This is a genomic window from Acidicapsa ligni, from assembly GCF_025685655.1.
Taxonomy (GTDB): Bacteria; Acidobacteriota; Terriglobia; order Terriglobales; family Acidobacteriaceae; genus Acidicapsa; species Acidicapsa ligni.
In genome coordinates, this window is record NZ_JAGSYG010000003.1 from 624143 (window position 1) to 643770 (window position 19628).

Annotated in this window: 5 protein-coding genes; all 5 read right to left on the reverse strand. The window is 56.3% G+C overall.

What is annotated here, in order from left to right; genetic code table 11:
* Positions 1–109: 109 nt before the first annotated feature.
* The 5 genes from OHL19_RS13000 to OHL19_RS13020 all read right to left on the reverse strand — a co-directional run bounded on the left by OHL19_RS13000 (position 110) and on the right by OHL19_RS13020 (position 19589).
* Positions 110–3718 carry a TonB-dependent receptor gene (locus OHL19_RS13000; RefSeq protein WP_263358126.1) on the reverse strand — a complete coding sequence of 1203 codons (3609 nt, stop codon included), beginning with the start codon at positions 3716–3718 and terminating at the stop codon, positions 110–112.
* 1345 nt (positions 3719–5063) lie between these two features.
* The gene (locus OHL19_RS13005; protein WP_263358127.1) at positions 5064–11303 is read right to left on the reverse strand and encodes an NHL domain-containing protein; all 6240 of its coding nucleotides are present in this window, start codon (positions 11301–11303) and stop codon (positions 5064–5066) included.
* 48 nt (positions 11304–11351) lie between these two features.
* Positions 11352–12680 (reverse strand): hypothetical protein, encoded by a 1329-nt coding sequence (locus OHL19_RS13010; RefSeq protein ID WP_263358128.1) that lies wholly within the window; start codon positions 12678–12680, stop codon positions 11352–11354.
* Between the two features lie 55 nt (positions 12681–12735).
* Positions 12736–16707 carry a TonB-dependent receptor gene (locus OHL19_RS13015; protein WP_263358129.1) on the reverse strand — a complete coding sequence of 1324 codons (3972 nt, stop codon included), beginning with the start codon at positions 16705–16707 and terminating at the stop codon, positions 12736–12738.
* A gap of 14 nt (positions 16708–16721) precedes the next feature.
* A complete protein-coding gene (locus OHL19_RS13020; protein ID WP_263358130.1) occupies positions 16722–19589 on the reverse strand; it encodes an RNA polymerase sigma factor in 2868 nt (955 codons plus the stop codon).
* Positions 19590–19628 lie beyond the last annotated feature (39 nt).

The following is a 19628-nucleotide window of genomic DNA, read 5'->3' on the forward strand; positions in this document are numbered from 1 at the left end:
GACCATATATCAGCCCCCAATCCGCTCGCGGCAAGTAACAACGTCATCTTCAAGAAATAGTGAACGCCCCGCCGCCTTGCAGGCGGCGGGGCATTCGCTTGTTATAGGGCTAGAAGTCTATTCGGGCTGCGATCTGACCGCTGCGACCTCCGAGTCCCGTTTTGATGACACCGAAGCTAGCGCTCGTTAGATCCAGGTTGAGGTTATCCTCGTCCAAGTTGGTGTGGTTCGTTACGTTGGTGAAACTCGCTTCAGTTCGGAGTTTGAAACGATTATTGAGCGAGAAGATCTTCGCGAGACCTGCGTTTAGCTGAACGAAGCCGGGGCCTTGCACTGTGCCGATTCCGCTATTGCCAAAGCGGCCAATCGGAAGCGCGGGACCGAAGGTGGAGACCGGTTTCCCGTCAGCTTTGAAACCGGCGCCCGTATCGCACGCCTCGCCCGGTACCCAGGCAGACCAGCCGGGGCAGGCAAAAGCCGAGGGGTTAACCCAGCCAGAGCGGCCCTGATGCATGGGCTTCCAGTTTACGCCAGCCACACGGTCAGGATGCTGTGTAGCCTGTGTGGGGTCCCACCCTGCGAGGGATGTTTTAAGCCCTGAACCGGTACCGGATGGGTCCGTTTCTCCAGCGGGAAAAGCTGGCGTAAGATACGCACCCGTCTGCCAGGTAAAGATGCTGCTCAGTTGCCAGCCGCCGACCACCGCATCCAGAACCCTCGGCATGGTTGCGCCGAAGTGCCTGCCGCGACCGACGGGAAGCTCGTAGATTGACGTAGTCAGCCAATGCAGGCGACGAGGGCCTGGCGTATTTCCATAATCCAGCCTCTTGTCATCCACCCAGGAGGCAAAATCCCCGCCCCCTCGCTCACCTGAGAACTGGGTAGAGGTGGCGCCAGTGTTATTCGACAGAGCCCTGGCCCAGGTAAATGTCGAGTCGAACTGAAGACCGTTTTGCATGTGGTGTTTGGCTTCAATTTCCATTGCGTTGTAATTCGCATTTGCCTGCGAACCATAATTCATCAGGATGCCCCAGTTAGGGAATCTGCGAGCGCTGAACGGTTGGTTGTAGGCTGAAACGGTGCTCGAGAGCGGCAGTGTGTTCTCGTCCTGTTTCAAATTCAGATGGGAAGTTTCGGAACCGGTGTACGACGCGCGAATGCCGTAGCCCCGACCCAGGTCATGCTCGACGGTCAAAGCCCACTGAGCTGTCTCGGCATCGTGATAGTGGAGGTCAATGCTGGCGTTAAATTCGTTCGTGCCGTAGCAGTTTGTGCAGCCGCTGGTTCCGGAGCCGAACCCAATCGCCGGCCATGAATAAAGTGGTTGATTCGTGGTTGTATTCAAGGCATTTGTGTACGCCGAAGAACTGCCCTGAATCGTTCCAGTTAAAGAATGAAACGTCTGGCCCAGGATGGAGACGTTGTACAAGCCGAAGCCTGAGCGCACAACCCACTTACCGTCGTTCGTCACGCGATAGGCAAAGCCAAGGCGAGGCAGGACGCGGTTCTTATCCACGAAGCGCAAGCTTCTCGGCAGGCCTGCAGCAATGTTGGAGACAACCGGCATACATGGCGCGCCGTTTATAGTCGCACTGTTCGAGTTGGTGATGCCATCCGGGTCGCAGGCATTCGCGGATGCAAGCGTGCTTGCCGACTGTAGATTAGGCTGTGGAAAGGCGGGATAGATAACCCTTGCCGAGCGCGGCACACTGTAGTCCATGTTGGCATAGAAGCCATTCTTGTCGTAGAAGCCTGGGCGATATTCATATCGCACGCCAAGGTCGACTGACAGCTTTGGTGAAACCCTCCAATGGTCCTCTGCATATACGTGGTATTCACCAGCCGAGCCGTTAATGTCTCTGGTTATATCGTCATAACTCGAGTTATTAGGGATACCTAACAGGAAGTCGGCAAAGTCAACGCCCGTGAATGCACCAATAGCATTGCCCGCATTGCTGAAGTAGAAGTTTCCATAGTTGTCGCCGGTGCTTATTCCGGTTCCTCCGATGTACGTGTAAGTACGAACATCGCCGCCGAACTTCAAGTTATGGACGCCCTTGGTCCATGACAGGTTGTCGCTATAGGAGTACGTGTTATCAATATCGTTGCTATTGAGCCGTCCCGCTGGAGGAGACGTAATATTTGTGAACGAAACAAATGGGAAGCCGTTGTACCACAAATCGTTCAATGCACCGAAGCCCAGGCTCTGCGTGAAGGCTTTGCCGTTATAAGGATTCGCATCTCCATTGGTCCAGCGCGTGAAACCAAAAATACCCACGTTAATCAGGTTCGGATTTATCGTCCAACTGAGGCTCGTAGTCAAGTTCGACGAGTCGTAGATATTTGTACTGGGATCGAAATTTAAGTTGTATCCGGATATGCGCGGAAAATTGTAGTGACTATAGCGGCCCCATAACAGGACCTTCTGGTTTGAGCCGAAGTACTGGTCGCCGCGAGCATCTATTTGGTTGGAGTGCGTGGGCTCGGATACATTGGTGTAGTAGTTCGCCGACTCTCCGTTCACGTAAGAGGTCGTGGGAACGGTGCCGCCCCCAGTCAACGTTGCCGGTGTATTGGGGTCGGGGTAGAACTGCAAAAACTTTTGCGCGATCGAACTCAAGGCCCCGGTCGGAATTGTATTGCCCCAGCTAGTGCCCGTAAAAGGATCGGTCAGACTAGAGTAGGCTGCCGAGGGATTTGCGTAGTCAGTAAAATCGCCATTCTTCATGGCTGCCGTTGGCACTGTGGCAGACATGGTCACGCTCTGGGGAAGACGGAAGCCTTCATAATCGAAGAGGAAGAAGCTCTTGTTTCGGCCATCGTACAGTTTAGGAATCAGGACCGGGCCGCTCAGCTTTCCGCCAAATGTGTTGGCCACAAGATGCGGCCGGGTCGGGGATCCATACGTATTTGCGTTTATGCCAGAGTTCTGGTGGTATTCCCATCCTGAGCCATGAAACGGATTCGTACCACCTTTAGTCGTGACCGACACCTGAGCAGGATCGCCAAATTCAGCAGGCGCCAGTACGCCGGTAAGCTGAAAGGAGGCCACATCGTCAGCACTGGGAAAGAGGACAGGATTGCCGCTGCTTCCGACCTGAATATTCGTGACACCATCCACGGTCATGTCCGATGTGAATGGCAGATTTCCCTCAACCGAGAATGATCCCTGATCAGCCTGCACACCGGGCATGGCGGACATTGCGCCCAGGATCGATGTACCAGCCGCACTGGCCCGGAAGTTTGTCGGAAGATTCACAATATCGTCGGAGTTGAAAGTGGTGGTGATCGTTGGTGTCTCCGTCTGGATCACGCCTGTGTTTTCACCCGCGACACTTACCGTGGTCGAGGAACTGCCGATGACCAGCCTGGCATCGACGCGCAAGGTTTGCAGAGTGTTCAACTGTAATTTTGTTGTGGTCCACTTCTCAAATCCGCTAGCCTGAATCTCCACGCTGTAGTGGTCCGCATCGGCGTCCAGAAACTGATACGCACCGATGGCGCTGCTAGTGGTCGTGCGCACTATTCCTTTATCTGTATCTGTCAGAGTTACGGTAGCGCCTGGCACCACGGCACCGGTGGTATCCATTACGGAGCCGACAATGGCTCCGTGTACAGCCTGTCCTGGTGACGGTTGGACTACGAATAATAGGCCAAGTAAAAGGCCTCCGAGTGGAAAGAGATGTCTGCACCAACTGAAACACTTCCTGATTTGCATCTTGTCGACCCCTCCAAAATGTTGTCCTTCTGTACCCAGTGTTAGGCAGTTCTGCGCATCCCGATACGTTCAGCAGGTTAAGTCGCGATATGGTGCTCGTTCTGTGCGCCGATAGAGGTCCGTCTCTGCAAAGTCATGTCAGCCAGCGAAATACTGGCATGAATACAGCGTGAATCTGTTGCGCAAAGTATGGGTGTCTCTTCACACTGCAGAAACAGAAAAGCCTCTTTTCAAGGCACCTTAAAGACCGCGAAAGATCGCGCATTTGAACCATCATTTACAGGATCGTCATGACGTGGATCGACGGCTCTTTGGTTCAGAATGGGCTTGCTCTTTGTTGCGCGGGGAGAATTCCGTGTGCAGAATTCCGATCACAGTACTCCGATGTTGCTCTGCAATGTGCCATGGTCTATGGAGGGGTGAGTGCGATCGTGTTGCCTTATAACCGTGTTGCCCTATTGATGTCTTGCAACTGAGCCCGAAGCTCAACACTATATAGAAGCTCAACGCTGCTTACAGGATTTTGTTTGTCCTCTGCCTCAGCCAGCGGTCCATCTTCATGCCGGTCAGATTTCCGGCTTCGATTCTCTCAATGATGGCGAAAGGCGTGCCTCACAGTATGGGATTTTTTCGTGAGTAAAGTGATCCGGCGCCATCCACCGCTGGCATCGGGATCTCGCCGCGCATGCAATGCCGTCATGAGCAGCTTTGCTCCACCCAGACCTTTGCCGATCACCTCCATGCCCGGCTCTCAAATGAATATAGACGGAATGCGATCCCTCTCAGGCTCAGGCAAAAATGCCCTCAACGGGGACGTTTGGCAGGTTAAGTCGCCAATGCACCCACGTTAGCGCACCCGCAACGCGCACAATAAGCGAATGTAATGTGAAAGCCATGTGACTGCGCCGCGAGGACCAGCTAGAGGACCACCGACACCGCTATCGACGCCGGAGTACGCATCCGCGCTGAGGCAGAATGGTCTCCGTGATGATCTCGTGTGATTTGGCCCATGATGCTGATGAGCATTGGGCTTTATAGCGATCTCGGCAGGGGCATTTTGTAACTCGACCTGGGGCTGGTCGATTTTTCTTTAGCTGCTCCGGCGGCTACTTGAAATCAGAAGTAGCTGCGCTACACAAGCTATTCCAACGGCACGAAAATCGGGAAATCTACATTTTAAATATTGCGTTTTATGAACTGGCTATTCTGCGGGTCGGGCTGCTCAGCATCGATGATGCATCAAGATGAGGGGTGGGACGAGGGGTGATTTGAGAGTCTGCGGACGCTCCTTGAAGCGTCCGCAGACCGATTGGTTGAACTACTCAGCGTGCATCCGAATTATCCGTTAACGCACTGTAATGGAAATCGGCAGGTTGTGGGTAACAGAACCGGCCGCGTCCGCTGCGGTTACGGTGAAGGTGCTGGGTCCAGTCGGAGCCAGGTTGGAGCCGCCTGAAGCGCTGCCTCCGCCGCAGGCTGTCAACCCTCCTGTGACCGATAGCAACAGCATGAAGATTGCAAGATACGTTATCCTGCGATCCCAGTTGATCTTCCTACGTGAGATGAACAGGAGCAGTCCAGCCAGTCCTCCCGGCAGCCAGAAGAATGCCGCGGTAAAGATCGACGGAGAGCCGGGTGTACGTACTTGCCCGACTATGGGCGAGGACGGGTTGGTGTTGATCGTCAGCGTCGAACTCACAAGCGCATTGTTGCCAGTGGCCGTGAGAGATGCAGGCGAAAAGGTGCAGGTCATATTTGCGGGAAGGCTGCCGCAACTCAGGTTTACCAATCCCTGGTAATAGTTCACTGGCAGAAGGGAGATCTGCACCTGCACGGTCTGTCCCTGAACTACGGTGACGGCTTGCGGTGTTGCGGTGATCGAGTAGTCCGGTATTGGGCCACCCGAGGTCACGTTCAGCGTACCGGGAACGAAGTTGAAGGCATAGTTCGTCGAAGTCAGGTTGCCGGTCAGGCCGGTTGTGGGGCTAATGACAAAATTGATCGGATACTGTCCAATCGGCGATGTGACAGTTGCCGTGGTGCTCAATGCGGGCGTTCCGCTCACGGAAGATCCCGCAATGTCGTTGTTTACGAAGCCGCTCAAGGTGTAATTGAACGCAGGGTTGAGCGTATTGGTTAAGCGCGTGGCATTCGCGGCGGTCACCGTGAGCGTGGCCGGTGCTACCACCAGGGTCTGCTGTACGGGCTTGGCAGGCGCATAGGTGTTGTTGCCACCCTGGCTCGCCGTGATCGTGATGGTTCCCGCGCCCAGGATGGTGAGGGTGTTGCCGGAGAGCGAGACCAGGTTCGAGGGAGACGCGGAATAGCTTACGGAAAGAGCCGTCGCGCTGGATGAGGCGCCCAGCGTGATCGGTGCAGCGCCATAGACGACACTTGGAATGGGCCCGAAACTAATCGTCTGCGGAGTTCCGCTACTCACGGTTAGAGTGCCGTTTACGAACGTGAAGTTGTAATTGGCTGCCGCAAGCTGACCGGTGCTGATGCTGAGGGTGTAGTTACCCGCCGGCGGAGTTGAGCCAGGCGACAGAATGGATCCCGCTGTTCCGGCGAGCCCGTTTGTGTCAACGATCGACAGCAAGGGTTGGCCAGTCACCGCGAAGACATTATCTCCGGGCAGCAAGCCGGTAATAGCGTAGCTTGAGGCGGACGTAAACGAGGGCAGTGGAACTCCCTGCGCGTAGGTCACGCTGACAGCCGTGATTGTGAGTGATGCCTTGGCTACCTGGATAGTTTGGGCTGCCGAGACTGAAGCATAGGTGCTGTCGCCAGCCTGGAGTGCTGTGACGTTCACTGTGCCCGCACCGGTAATGGTCAGGACATTTCCAGCCACAGTCGCTGGACCAGTTGCCGTATATGTGATGCTCTCGCCATCGGCTTTGCCGGTAGTCGCGTCGTAGGCAACCGCGTTCAGCGTGTAGTTAGTAGCGCCCGCGTAGGTGATGTTCGTTGGAAGAGCGTTGAAGGTGATCGTCTGCTTATTAGAGCCTGTAACATTCAGGGTTCCCTGAACGTATTGGGGTTGGTAGTAGCTGGGGAAGTTCAAGGTTCCCAGTGCAATGGAGACCGTGTAGCTGCCGGCATTGAGAACCGTTCCGGGCGCGATTGTATTTCCGCTCGAATCCAGAACCGAAATGAGGGGCTGACCGGTAATCACGGATGCGGTATCGCTGCCTACAAACCCGGCAACAGTGTAATTCGACGTGCTGTTGTAGGACGGAAGGGATGTTCCTACCGTAATGGAGGGCAGCGTCGGGGTAAAGGTGAGGATGGGAGTGGTTGCCATCAGGGTGACAGTCACCGGCGTGGCTGGAGCATATGTGCTATTACCGAACTGGTAGGCAGTGACAGCTACGCTACCCGCGCCGATGATCTTGAGCGTTGCACTGGCGGTATTGTTGTTCAGAATTTCAGCCGATCCTGCGGTCACCAGGTATTCCACCTGGAGTGCGGGCTGAGCTTGAGCATCCGAGGTTGCGGTAAGCGGAATCTGCTGGCCCGCGTAGAACGGTCCGACCGGGGCATTAAAGGTAATGTTTTGCTTTTGGGTTCCGCCTGCTGCTGAACCCGTGCCGATGAGGGTAATGGTGTTGACACCGTTGGTGGCGTTGGTCGAGTTACTGGCGATGGTGGCAGTCTGGGTAACGGCCCCGGTCTCGGTCGGGAAGAACGCCAGATCGAGCTGGCAGAACGCTCCAGCGGCCAGGGTGGTTGAGGCAGAGCAATCGCTGGTGCCAGTGGCCTGTTGCGGGAAGTTGATGGGGATGGTAAGGCCGGTGATGTCGACCGGCTGACTGCCCAGATTGGTCAACAGGATGTTGTTCCCGGTGAGGCTGCCCAGGGACTCGCTTCCATAATCCAGGGTGGTGGTCGATCCGCTCACCATGCGAATGGTATCGGTTCCCGAGCTGAATCCGCCGTCGGCGATATAGAAGTTGCCCTGAGAATCGACCGCAAGGGCAGTCGGGTTATTCAGGAAGGCCGAGGTGGCGGCGGTGCCATCGCCGCAAGGGGCGCTGCCTGCCAGCGGGTGGTTGCTGTTGGCGCACTTGTTAGAGAACGGGTCAAAGGAGTTGCCGGCGTCTGCGAGATTGCCGGCAATGGTGTTGATGATGCCGGTTTTGGCGTTGATCTGGCGCACCACGATGAGGCTGTTGTCGGCGATATAGATGTTACCGCTTTGGTCGCCGGTCATGGCGCTGATGTTGTTGATGCTGGCGCTGGTGGCTGGGCCGCCGTCGCCGCATGGCATCTGCTCCTGCGGATCACACACGTTGTAATAGGTCAGGTTCGGGCTGGTGTACATGCCCGCATAGAGGGAGATGATGCCGGTCTGGCCATCGATCTTGCGAACCACGCCGGGGTTAGCTCCGGAAACATTGCCGTAGTCGCCGATATACACGTTGCTGGCCTGATCGACGAAGATGCCGACGGGGCCAATCAGCGTGGCAGCGGTTGCCTGGCCGCCATCACCGCAGGGCAATGTGTTGCAGCTCTTGGGATCCCCAGCGAAGGCTGGAGTCTGTCCGGCGATGGTGGTGATAATGCCGGTCTGGCCGTCGATGCGTCGTACCACCCGGTCATAAGAATCCGCGAAATAGACGTTGCCATTCGCGTCCGCAAAGATAGAGCTCGCGACAAGTTGAGCGGCGGAAGCAGGACCGTTATCTCCCGTATCGCCAGACTGGCCATAGCTGCCGCCCAGGTTGGTCACATTGCCGGTTGCGACCGAGATCTTGCGGATTTCTCCGTTGTCACTCACATAGATATTATTGAGGGCATCGATAGCCATGGCTCCCGAAGCTGTGAAGTAGGCCTGGCTGACCGGACCGCCGTCCCCACAAGCCGAGATGCCAGAGTTGGCGCAGGCCGTTGCGCTGCCCAGCAGGTAAATGAGCCCCTTCTTTGGGTTGCTGATTCCAGGAATGGGTCCGTTGCCGGAGGCGGTTACGAAGATCGAACTGCCGTTATAGATGCCAGCAACGCTGGGTCCGAAGGTGTAGGTATTGCCGTAGCTGTCTACCGCCAGACCTGATGGCGAAAATTGGGCCGCATTGGCTGCGCTTCCACTGGCCGGGGCCGCGCCGCTGTTAGTGAAATAGCTGCCTGTAACCAGAGAAATGACGCCGGGATTGACTTGGATCAGCCCGGAGGAGTTCACCTGCACCGTTACCGGGGCCGATGCGTTTGCGCCGAAGTGGCTGTCACCGCTATACACGGCGCTGATCTGGTTCGAACCTGCAGGCAGCGTGGTGGTGAAGCTGGCCGTGCCGTTGTTCAAGACCATCTGGCTGTTGGGCAACAGGTTGGCGCCGGACTGGAAGCTGATTGTTCCGGTAGGAGTGCCGGTGCCGGAGAAGGATGACGCAGTAGCGGTGAAAATAACCGACTGCCCCCCATTGACCGACGATGCAGAGCTGGTGATCGAAACCACAGCAACAGGTGAGGAAGCAGGCGCCACGACAACGGCATAGGGAGACGCAGTACTGGCGAGGAAGTTCGTATCGCCGCTATAGACCGCAGAGATGGAGTGCGTCCCGGCTGCAAATGCGCTGACGGTAAATGTAGCCGTAGGACCGCTCAGAGTCGCGGTACCCAGGGTGGTGGAACCATCCATGAATGTGACTGTTCCGCTAGGAATGAGCGTGTCCTGATACTCCGGAGCGACCACGGCAGTCAGGGTTACGGACTGTCCGGCATTGGAAAGGACAGAGCCGCCGGGGATTGCCGTCACCTTGGTGGAGCTGGTGGCCTGCGCCACTATTGCAGAGAAGGTCATCACGTTTGTGTTGGTACCGCTGACCGCATTGGTTGCGTTGCTGGCAATCGTCAACGTACCGGACATTTGACCGGGGGTTGGGGGTGTGAAGTTCAAACCAATTATGCAATCTTCGCCACTGGCCAGGTTGGTGGAAGCGGAGCAATCGTTCGATCCGCCCGTAGCCACCTGACTGAATGGGCCGGTAAAGACGATGTTGCTGAGCTGCAGCGCCTGCGTGCCGATATTGGAGACCGTGAGGGTCGGGTTCACAATGGGCAGGCCGGCGGTATCGGTATACGCAATCGTGGAGGTCGACATATTCGACTCCATGACCACGTGACTACCCGAGTTACTGTAATCCGCAATGAACAGATTCCCATTGGCGTCTACGGCCAGGCCGTTGGTGTTGGTGTCGGTGATGGAGAGAGAGGAACATCCTTCCAGTTGTGCGTCAAGCGGAGGAGCGCTGGAACCGGTCGTAATCGTGTTTGCGCATTGCGCGGTCCCACCGAAGACGTTAGTCAGGATTCCGGATGTATCGACTTTATAGATCGACTGTATGCTTTGAGATTGAGAGCCCTGAGCGGAAAAGTAGAAATCGCCGGCGGGGTCTAAGGTGAAACCAGCATAACCACCACCACCTTGGCCGGCGAGCGTAAGCGGACTTTGAAGCGCCGCGCCCCCAAGGGTCGCGGGACCAAATTGCCCATTGCCAGCGATCGCGTAGATATAGCCGACGGTCAGGGAAGACGAGTCGAGGCCGGGAAGTTTGCCGCCAACGAAGACAGCTCGAACTTCTGCATCAGCCTGGTCGAAGACGTATAGATTGTCCGAGCCATCAAAGGCGATGTAATCCGGAGTATTCGAGAAATATGCCTCTCCTATCGGGTAGCCATCGCAGACACCAGTCGTGGCGGTGCAGCCGATGCCGAAGCCGTTGGTCAACTGATAGAAGTGCCCTTGCGTCGGTGTGACGCCCGCGGGGAAGAAGTTCGACGGCAGGTTACCGCCGCTGTAGATGAAGTGGATGTCGGTCGAGTAGCCATCGTTGAAGAAGATGTTCCCGTTGCTGTCCACAGCTATAGAAACAGGGTCCGTCGGGGTAGCGCTCACAGCGGGACCATTCTCGCCGGAGATCTCGCCACTATGATCGTTCTGCTGGTTGGTCAGGGCGTACATATAGCCCTGCCTGGGATTTGTGATTCCGGGCAGGCTCCCGGTTCCACCGTAGACGACTCGAATCTGGCTATTGGAAGCGTCCGGAATGTAGACGTTGCCGTTCTTGTCGACGGCGATGCCATAATCAAAAACAAAGGACGCTTCAGTTGCCGGGCAGCCGTTGCCCTGAACATCCACGCATCCGGGCGGAATCGTGCTGCCTGTGCCGTTCGTGGTTCCGGCCACGGTGTACACATGGCCCGCCTGCACCTTTGTGCCGGGGAGGAGCGCCGGAATGGGATTGTTGCTGGCAGCCACCACACGCACGATGGCGTTACCTGTGTCCATGATGTAAAGATTCCCGGCTGAGTCAAAAACCATATTTCCGGGACCGCCCAGGACCAGGTTGGCCGCCGTGCCGGTAAAGGTTGCCGGCGACAGACTGGGGCCCTTATTGCCCGGCGGTAGTGGGTTACCTGCATAGACCTTGTATTGGCCAGGCGTGAAGGCAAGGGTCTGCGCCCCTGCGTAGCCTGTAGCTGCCAGCACTACAAACAGCAGAACAAACAACCGGAACATGCTATGAACGTGCGAAATAGTGCGATACCGCATATAGCCCCTCTCGAAGTGTTTTGAATCGTGAGACAAATTCATTTCCTGGCCCTTTTCTTGGTCCGCCTTCTGAGTTATGAGGCGCTATTGCTGGTAAAGGAAGAACTCCAGAGCCGCATCCGCCGCGTAATGGCTAATGGTCAGGCTCACATCGTTGACGGTGACAAAGAGGACAAACTTGCCGTTGGGATTGCCTGCGACAGCCACTCCATGAAAGGTGCAGGTGGGATTGCCATTCGCGTCGGTGCCCCCGAACGGCAATGAGACGCAGGCGACATAGGTATCGGGCACGGTGACGGTCACGTTCTTATAGAGGCCATTGTTGCTTGAGTCCTGCTGGCCCAGGTCGATCGTGATGTTCGACGGGGGAGTTTGAGTCACATCGTCGTTCGGAAAGGCGCCGCCGGTCATCACCGTTCCCGAGCCCGTTGTCTGCCCAAAGGCCACAGGTTGCGATGCTCCTCTGTGCAAAGTGAGATCAACGGGATCGAACTCAATGCCGAGATACTTTCCGCCGACCAGGCTGCCTGTGTTGATCGCGCTCGAAGGTTGCACCACGCCTACCAGACCAAGCGGCCCGGTAGCGCCGTACGATGCAGTGTTGCCGGTGGGCGGGCCGTTGGCAGGGTCGCCCTGATCCTGATCCAGAAGGAAGTATCCGGACGGGCTGACGGCGAAGGTGTATTCCATGGGCTGAATATTCACGGCATACCCCAACTGCGTATACCCGCAATTGCCGATGGGCAGCGCGGTGGGGCTCAGGGACGTTCCGGCGAAGGTGTACATGTTGTAGTTGTTGAAGGTCCACGCCGTGCCGCTGTTGCTGGCCTGCACACTGCCATAGGCGACGTGCGTGTTCTTGTCGGTTGGGAGCGGTGTCCCGAAGGAGATGAACTGATAGGTAGTCGGGGTGGACACGGTGGGACAGCCACTCGTCTCCACGGCAATTACTGGAGCGACAGTATCGCTTCCAGGCCGCAGGAGCGCCGCATCGCCGGGAACTTCCAGCGCATACCCGACTGCTCCCGTCTTGGTTCCGCTGGTGGCATTCAGGCTCATAAAGCCGCTGCCGCCGGAGGTGCCTACAGTCGGCTCAGCTGTAGGAAACTCCCAACTGCCTATCCCGTTAATTCCTTCGTATCCCGAATGGCCGATGTTCTCATAGGAAAAATACTTGGTCGTATCGTCCAAGGTCAGGCTCCACGTTCCCCCGAAGGCAAAGTTGGAAGCGAAGGTCGATGTGTTGTCGGAGGCATCCGCTCCCTCCGTGCCGATGTAGGTATACGATTGGCTGCCCTGCGAGCCCGCAGGCTGCTGGGGTGCAAGGCTGCTGCTTCCCTTGCCTCCTCCGCAGCCGGCGACCAGCAGGCATACCGCCGATACAAGAAACGATCCGATACTTACGCGCTTCATCTTTTCTGCTCTTCCTGAAATGCTGAGTTGATTCATCACAGTCAATTCCCCCCGGCTAGAAGTTCAGCTTCATGCCGAACTGGATGGTGCGTGGACGATGTGCATCGACAGGATGCAGAAACGAGGATCCGTTCAGGCAGCCGGGATCCGCACCCGTAGAGCCTGGCTGGCCTGTGGTATTTGGCGCTGTTTCCCCACCGGGATCGCCTGCCGAATAACTCGACGGGCCATAGCAGCTCGCGGTGTTTTGCGGCTGATTGCCGAGGGTCGGATCGTAGATGCGGAATTGCGTATGGTTGAAGACGTTAAACGCTTCCGCGCGGAACTCAAGATCGCCATGTTCCCAGGGCAGAGCGAAGTGCTTCTCCAGGGCCGCATCGAAGTTCCAGCGATGAGGGTTATTGAGTGAATTGCGCCCTGCATCTCCGAAGGTCAGACCACGAGGCGCAACGAATGCTCCAGGGTTAAGCAGCAGCGGTCCAAAGCTGTTGGAGTTATTGCCGCCAGCGGGAATGTGCCCCTTCGCGGACCCCACCTTATCGGGATAGGAACCCGAGCCTACGCCGTTGTAGACGCCCGCGTTATCCAGGAACGACACGCCATTGGGACTGCCACCGTTAACCACGGTGAAGGGTATGCCCGACTCGAAGAGCGTAATGCCCGATAGCTGCCAACCATCCAGAAGGGTCTTGGCTAAGTGCGAAGCCCCGAATGTTGCAGGCTCACGACTAGACTGCCAATTGTGGTCCGGGTTCTTCCCTTCCCAGTCCACAAGACTATGCAGAGCCTGCAGGATGGGCAGTTGGTAGATATAGTTGAAGTGCAGCAAATGCCGCTGATCAAAGTTGGAGCTGGAGCGGTTCGACAGCAGATCGAAGGAGTTGACGAACGTTGTGTCGGAGCGGTCGGAGGCATCGTCGATCGAGTGGCTGTATGTGTAAGCCACACCCAGCGTCAGATCTCGCGAGACCTTGCGCAGCGAGGCCTGGAAGGCGTTATAGTGCGAGTCTGCGATGTTCTCCAGTGAGTAGATCTGACCCAGGCCCGGCGCATATTCACGAAGAGCGTTGGGGTCGACATTACCGCCGGTTCCCTGTCCATAGCAGGCGGCTTCCATATTGATGAAGCCGGGGTCGGAAGGCCCAATGGTCGCGCCGTTCGCCAGATGATAGTGATAGCCATCGAAGCCGATCGGCTGCGCAAAGGTGTTGCCGCATTCCTGTTTGGTAAGCGGATCATGCGCACCAAAAGGCGACGTGCCCGGCAGCAGCGGAATGAGCTGATTGACTTCGCGTTCCGTGGTCAGGTGCGTTCCCTTACTGCCCACGTAGGCGAATTGGACGAGTGTCTCCCTTGGCAGTTCGTGCTCAATGCTGAAGCTCCATTGCTGCACATACGACCAGTGGACCTTGGTAGGAATCTCCGTCACGTTGAGCGGGAAAGCTCCCGGTCCTGCAGCGGAACACCCAGGTGCTGCATTGCCGATACAGCCGATGCCAAGCGGAGTGAGCTGCGTCATGCTCAGCACCATCGGCGCGCTGCCTTCGAGTGAGCCGGTGTTGGCCTCGTCCGCGGTGCCGTGTTCGAAGAAGATGCCGTATCCGGCACGAATGGAATTCTTGCCATTCCCGAGCGGATCCCAGGCGAAACCGACGCGGGGAGCTGGATTCCACAGGTGTCCGGTCATGCAACCGTTTGGAACGCTGCCTGCCCCGCAGCGCACGATGCCATTGATGACACGTGGGTCCGGAGCGCCATTCTTGCCATAGATGGGTATCGCACTCCCGCTGCCGTTGTCGATCAACTGCCCGTTGTTTGCAACGTGCAGCGATCGCGCCAATCCCTGATTGAAGGCCGTGGGCAGCCAGTTGTAAGCGTCGTTATTTTTTTCGTGGTAGACGCCGAAGAGGCTGACACGCAGGCCCGCGTTGATGGTGAGGCGTTGCGTCACCTTCCAGTCGTCCTGAATATAAGGTTCGGCTATCTGATAGCGCTGGTAATACCTGCCCTGCGCGCTATCCTGCTGATAACTGGCTGGACCGCCGAATGAATAACCACCATTGATTGCACCGTCGTTTTGGGTGGGCTGCAAAAGGAAATCGGCAAACGCGTTGCCCGTGGTATGGGAGGACTGCTCATTGCTGTAGGTCAGCAATCCCTGTATGTCGCCTGTAGCCGCACCGATGGGACCGTTGAGCTGGTTGCGCTGGAAGATCACCCATTGTCCGCCAAACGCGAGGCTGTGGTGGCCTATGAGGCGGGTTACGTTATCGGCAAAGCTGTACGTTGGATTGCTATGCTCCCATGGCATGTAACTGGTATCCACGCTGAAGCCGTAGCCGCCATACTCCGCATTGTTGCCGCCGATGATAATGCCCGGGAGCTTTCCGCCAAATCCGTTTTGAAAGATCGCCCCGATGCCGCAGTTGCCGCCCTCAGGAGCGTAGCTGCAGGTCGGCTGGTCGAGCTGTGGCGGCCGCTGTAGTGAGACAAAAGGTGCTGCCTTGGGGGCAAGCGTGATGTACGAATTCGTATAGCTTGCCACGAACTCATTCAGAAGCCGTGGGCTGAAAGTATGAGTTACACGCGCAACCAGGCTGAGGCCCGGTCCATAAAACCTGTTCTGGATAGTCGGAAAGCTATTCGTGACGAAAGCAAACTGCGGTATCGGAGTGGTGGTGTCCCATTCGTCGTGAATATAACGAAAAGAGGCCTGGGTTCTATCGCTGAGCGCATGGTCAATGCGAAATAACTCTTCGCGATAGTAAGTTGGCAACGAAACATCCGCCAGATAGCAGGAGCCTGTCGGTGTCGATCCGCCGTTGCATCCCGTATAGGAATTTGGATTCGGAATAATGCCCGTCTGCAGAATGGCGGTGGAAGTCGGAGAAAGCGGCTCCAGCGTAGTGAAGTTATTGTTGACGAACCCTATCCCCTGCGGACAATCCGGATAACCGGCTCCAGGAAAATCGTCCTGGCCGCCTGGCGGTTCATACGGGCAGACATCGCTGAAGTCACCGCTTCGTTCCGCAAGCGATGGCACCGCCTGCCGGTATGCTGTTGGCGACTTCTCTATGCGGGCTTCTTCAGAGAAAAAGAAGAAACTCTTATTCTTGCCGTCATAAATATGCGGGATCTTGATGGGGCCGCCGATTGTGCCGCCAAAATCATTTCGTCGATACAACGGAGGTCCGTTGGTAACGTCAAAGTAGCCCTTACCATTGAACTTTTCATTGCGAATGAACTCGTAGAGGCTCGCATGAATTCCATTGGTGCCGGACCGCGTCGTAACCAGTGTTGTCGCATTGCCTGTGCTCGGATACTGCGCGCCGTAATTCGATGTCAGTACCTTGATTTCCTGGATGGCATCCACGCTGGGGTATACAAGCAGCGTACTGTGATCCTTGTTAATACCGACGTTCAGCGTCTCAGCACCATCGACCTGAAAGCTGTTGTACTCCGTGCGGCCGCCGTTGACCGAGTAAGCCACGCTGCCCAACACGCCGACCTTGGCTTCATCCTGCTGTGTCTGGTTGCTGACGCCGGGTACAAGCGCAATCAACTGCGTAAAGTTTCGTCCGTTCAACTGCAGGCCAGTAACTTCCTGCTGCGTCACTGTACCGCTTATTTCGGCGTTCTGGGTCTCTACCTGAGTGATCTCGCTGCCGCTATTGACACTCACTGTCGACTGCGCGGAATCAACCGAGAGTTTTACGTTGTAGATGAACGCCTGCCCTACTGTCACCGTCAAAGCACTGCTGGTATACGGGGCAAAGCCGGGCACTTGCACCTGGATTCTGTAATGCCCACCCGGCAGGTAAGGAACCATATAAGAGCCGGAATTGTCCGTCGTTGTTCTCGCCTTGTCCAGAGTATCGAGGTTGAAAACTTCAACCTCCACGCCCTGAATTGCTGCATTCTGAGGATCAGTAACCTGGCCTGAAAAGCGTGCTGTCTGTCCGAATGCTGCCAGGCTGGTTGCCAAGCAGACACACGTCAGAACAATCCTTCGCAAAATGGAAGACATCTGTCTCTCTTTCCCTATTTGTTTTGGTTGACGATTTCAGCTTTATTGGGTTCGGACGGCGCCAATACGGATGCCGCAGAGATACGAAGGGCATTCGCTCGTATCCCCGAAATAGCTTCGGCAATTTGAGGCGCAATTTCCTGAGCGGGCCGGGGCTGCACCGCATCAAGAGCTGTCAGTTCCACGCAAAGCGCAAAGTTTCGTTGCGCGGCTGCTTCCAGTGTTGTGGGATCACCCTGAATCGATCCCGACGAGACGGAGATATCCGAGATGAGTTTTAGATCGACAAGCCGCTGCTGTTCTTCCTCAAGAGCATCAAGCAGTGTGGCTTTGTGGTGGATGATGAGTTCGCTCAATGCCATGCGGGCAGCCGGGGTCAGAGCCTGATTCGCGGCGAATCTCCGCATCAGATCCGCAACGGTCTTGCTCTCGTGATTAGCGATGAAGGCGTTGTCTACCAGGCGTCTCGTCAGTGGCAGAACGAGACTGCGCTGCATCCCCCTCTCGGCAAAATAGCGCTCTACGGATGAATCGCCAGAAACGGCGGTAACCGATCTTGCCTGCACACTGCTGATTGCATTCGCTGTCAGGCTTGTATCGAGTTCCTGAATCGTGGAAAAAGCAGCGATGACATGCGGAACGATCATCAACTGGGCCTGCATCTGCCTCTTCTGTTCGGCATTGTCGACAATGCCGATAACATGAACACCATCGCTGCTGCGTATGACGTCTATGTGTCTCCCCATGTCGACCTGTAGCCGATTGAGAACAACGCGTGCCTCCAGCTCAGCCTCATCCAGTTGCATCTCGGTAAGTTGAGGCGCAACATGAAAAGCCGGCGACTCATGAACGACAGGCCTGCGCACGGTATCGCTAGCCACCGGCTCGAACCAATCGGGGTTCGCCATGCTCCACGGAAGTACGTCGTAGTTCAACTCCGCAATCTCAACAGTGCCGTAATCCCGCAACTCAACAGTGCGGCTTACCGGATGAAAGTCATTCGCGCGCACGGTCAGCGATTCCTGCAGAACGTCAGCGTCCGGTGCTGCCGACGTAGTTGTAAGCGTCAGAAGATTCTTACCTGTGCGGATGACACGATCACTCGATATCTGCTGCCGATCGTGCCATCCCTGATAGGTAAGCGCTGATAGCGGAGCATCCCAATCGACGCCGGCCGCAGCCAGTTTGTATCGCAACTGCTCATCTTCCGGGGCAAGCTGTTTATGCCTGGGGCGGCGATGGCCCTGTGCATCCCTGTAAATCGCACGTTCGACCGATCGCTCCAGGCTGCTCTTCTTCGTGGTAATCCGCACTTTCTGGTAGATCACCCCAGGCTCGGCATGTCCTGCCGCATCCCACTCTTCAGCATGCTTGAGCAAGGCAGAAGGAGAGATATGCGGCTGTTGATTCGTCCAGAAAACCAGGCAGACGACGGAGGCGACGGCACAGATCACAGCGCCTGCAAAGAATGGATCGATATCGAAGATTGGCATCCCCTTGGCTTTGAAATTGAGATGGGACCACCATGCCGCAAGCCGATCAAGCAATGGAATACGCGGGGCCTGTGAGGTCCTTCGTCCTTTTTGAAGCGGCTGTATCTGCGTCCCCGCCTGTGGTCCCATCCACGGCGCCATGGGTAGAAGCCGCGAAGACTCAGCCTCGCCGCTATCCTTGCTTGTCTGCACACCGAGGCTTGTTTCGATTGAAAGCAACGGGTCGAAATAAGTAACTTCACAATCGAGACCGGCGCTGTCAAAGATGAATTTCATCTCAAGCCAGCGGCCATCACTTAACTCGATGTGCTCCGTTCTTGAGCTCGGCCCTTGCGGAGGCAGATCTTCCACGAGAACAAGCATCAGGCGGACGTCTTGTTCCGTGTAGATCTCAACTCCGCTCACATTTTCAGGCCGTTCAATGCGCACGGACTGCACGCTGCGCCGCGCATCTACATGGTGCGAGGCAACTATCTTCCCATCGACAACAACGGACAAAACTCGCGGACAGTGCTGATAAACGTCGTCATAATGGCGCGATACGATGCGCGCAAGCTCTCGATGCGTCAGTGACCGAATGTTTCCTCCCGATCTCCCGGCGTCCTGCTTCTTTACACCGGAGATCGTCTCCTGCAATTCACCAGCGCCATGCGTGGGGCGGCGGAAATGGCGATCGATTATAGACAGGCAACGTTCGCAACTCACGATATGCGAGAGTTGCGGACCCGGGATGGCTTTAGGAATGAGAGCCTGATAAGGCGCCAGCAGCGCCTCTTCTTCCAGGCAATACCCGGTTCGCGAACGGATAATCGTTTCGCGCAGCTCGCGATAGAACTCCAGCCAGGAGCGCGATACCCAGGGCATCTCTTCGGATGAAATCCTGACGGCCTGCTGATCGCCTGGAGTCTGCAGGTGTTCTTGAATCTCCGAGCGCATTCGGCTCAGCTTCTGCCTCACCACGGACAGAGGCAGGTTCGCAATCTCTGCGGTCTGCTGAGGATGATAATCATGGAAGAATCGCAGAATGAAAAAGCTCGCGCTCTTGCTTTGCTGCTTGCGCCATACAACGTACTGGCAGATGCGGCGCAGTTCATTCTGATGCCCCAGGACGTATGAATCAGAGTGAGTCCAGGCAGCAAGCTCAAGCGAATCCATCTCCACGATCGGAATCTGGCGGCCGGCCCTGCGCGAAGACTCCGACAAGTGGGCAAGATGTATGTGACGTAGGCACTTGTAGAGATAGTTGTCCAGGCTGACGACCCGGCTCAAATCAGGCTTGGCTAATCGAATGTATAGATAAAGATTATGGACAATATCGAATGCGATGTCCTTATCGCCCCGTGTAAGACCGAGTGCCCAACTCTGCAGTTGGTCATAGTACCTTTCCAACACCTGCTCCGGTTTCGGAACAGGGACAGGGTGCTGATT

Excerpts from the sequence above, each read along its gene's own strand:
- OHL19_RS13000 (WP_263358126.1), bottom strand. The coding sequence starts at position 3,718 with ATGCAAATCAGGAAGTGTTTCAGTTGGTGCAGACATCTCTTTCCACTC.
- OHL19_RS13010 (WP_263358128.1), bottom strand. The coding sequence starts at position 12,680 with ATGAAGCGCGTAAGTATCGGATCGTTTCTTGTATCGGCGGTATGCCTG.
- OHL19_RS13015 (WP_263358129.1), bottom strand. The coding sequence starts at position 16,707 with ATGTCTTCCATTTTGCGAAGGATTGTTCTGACGTGTGTCTGCTTGGCA.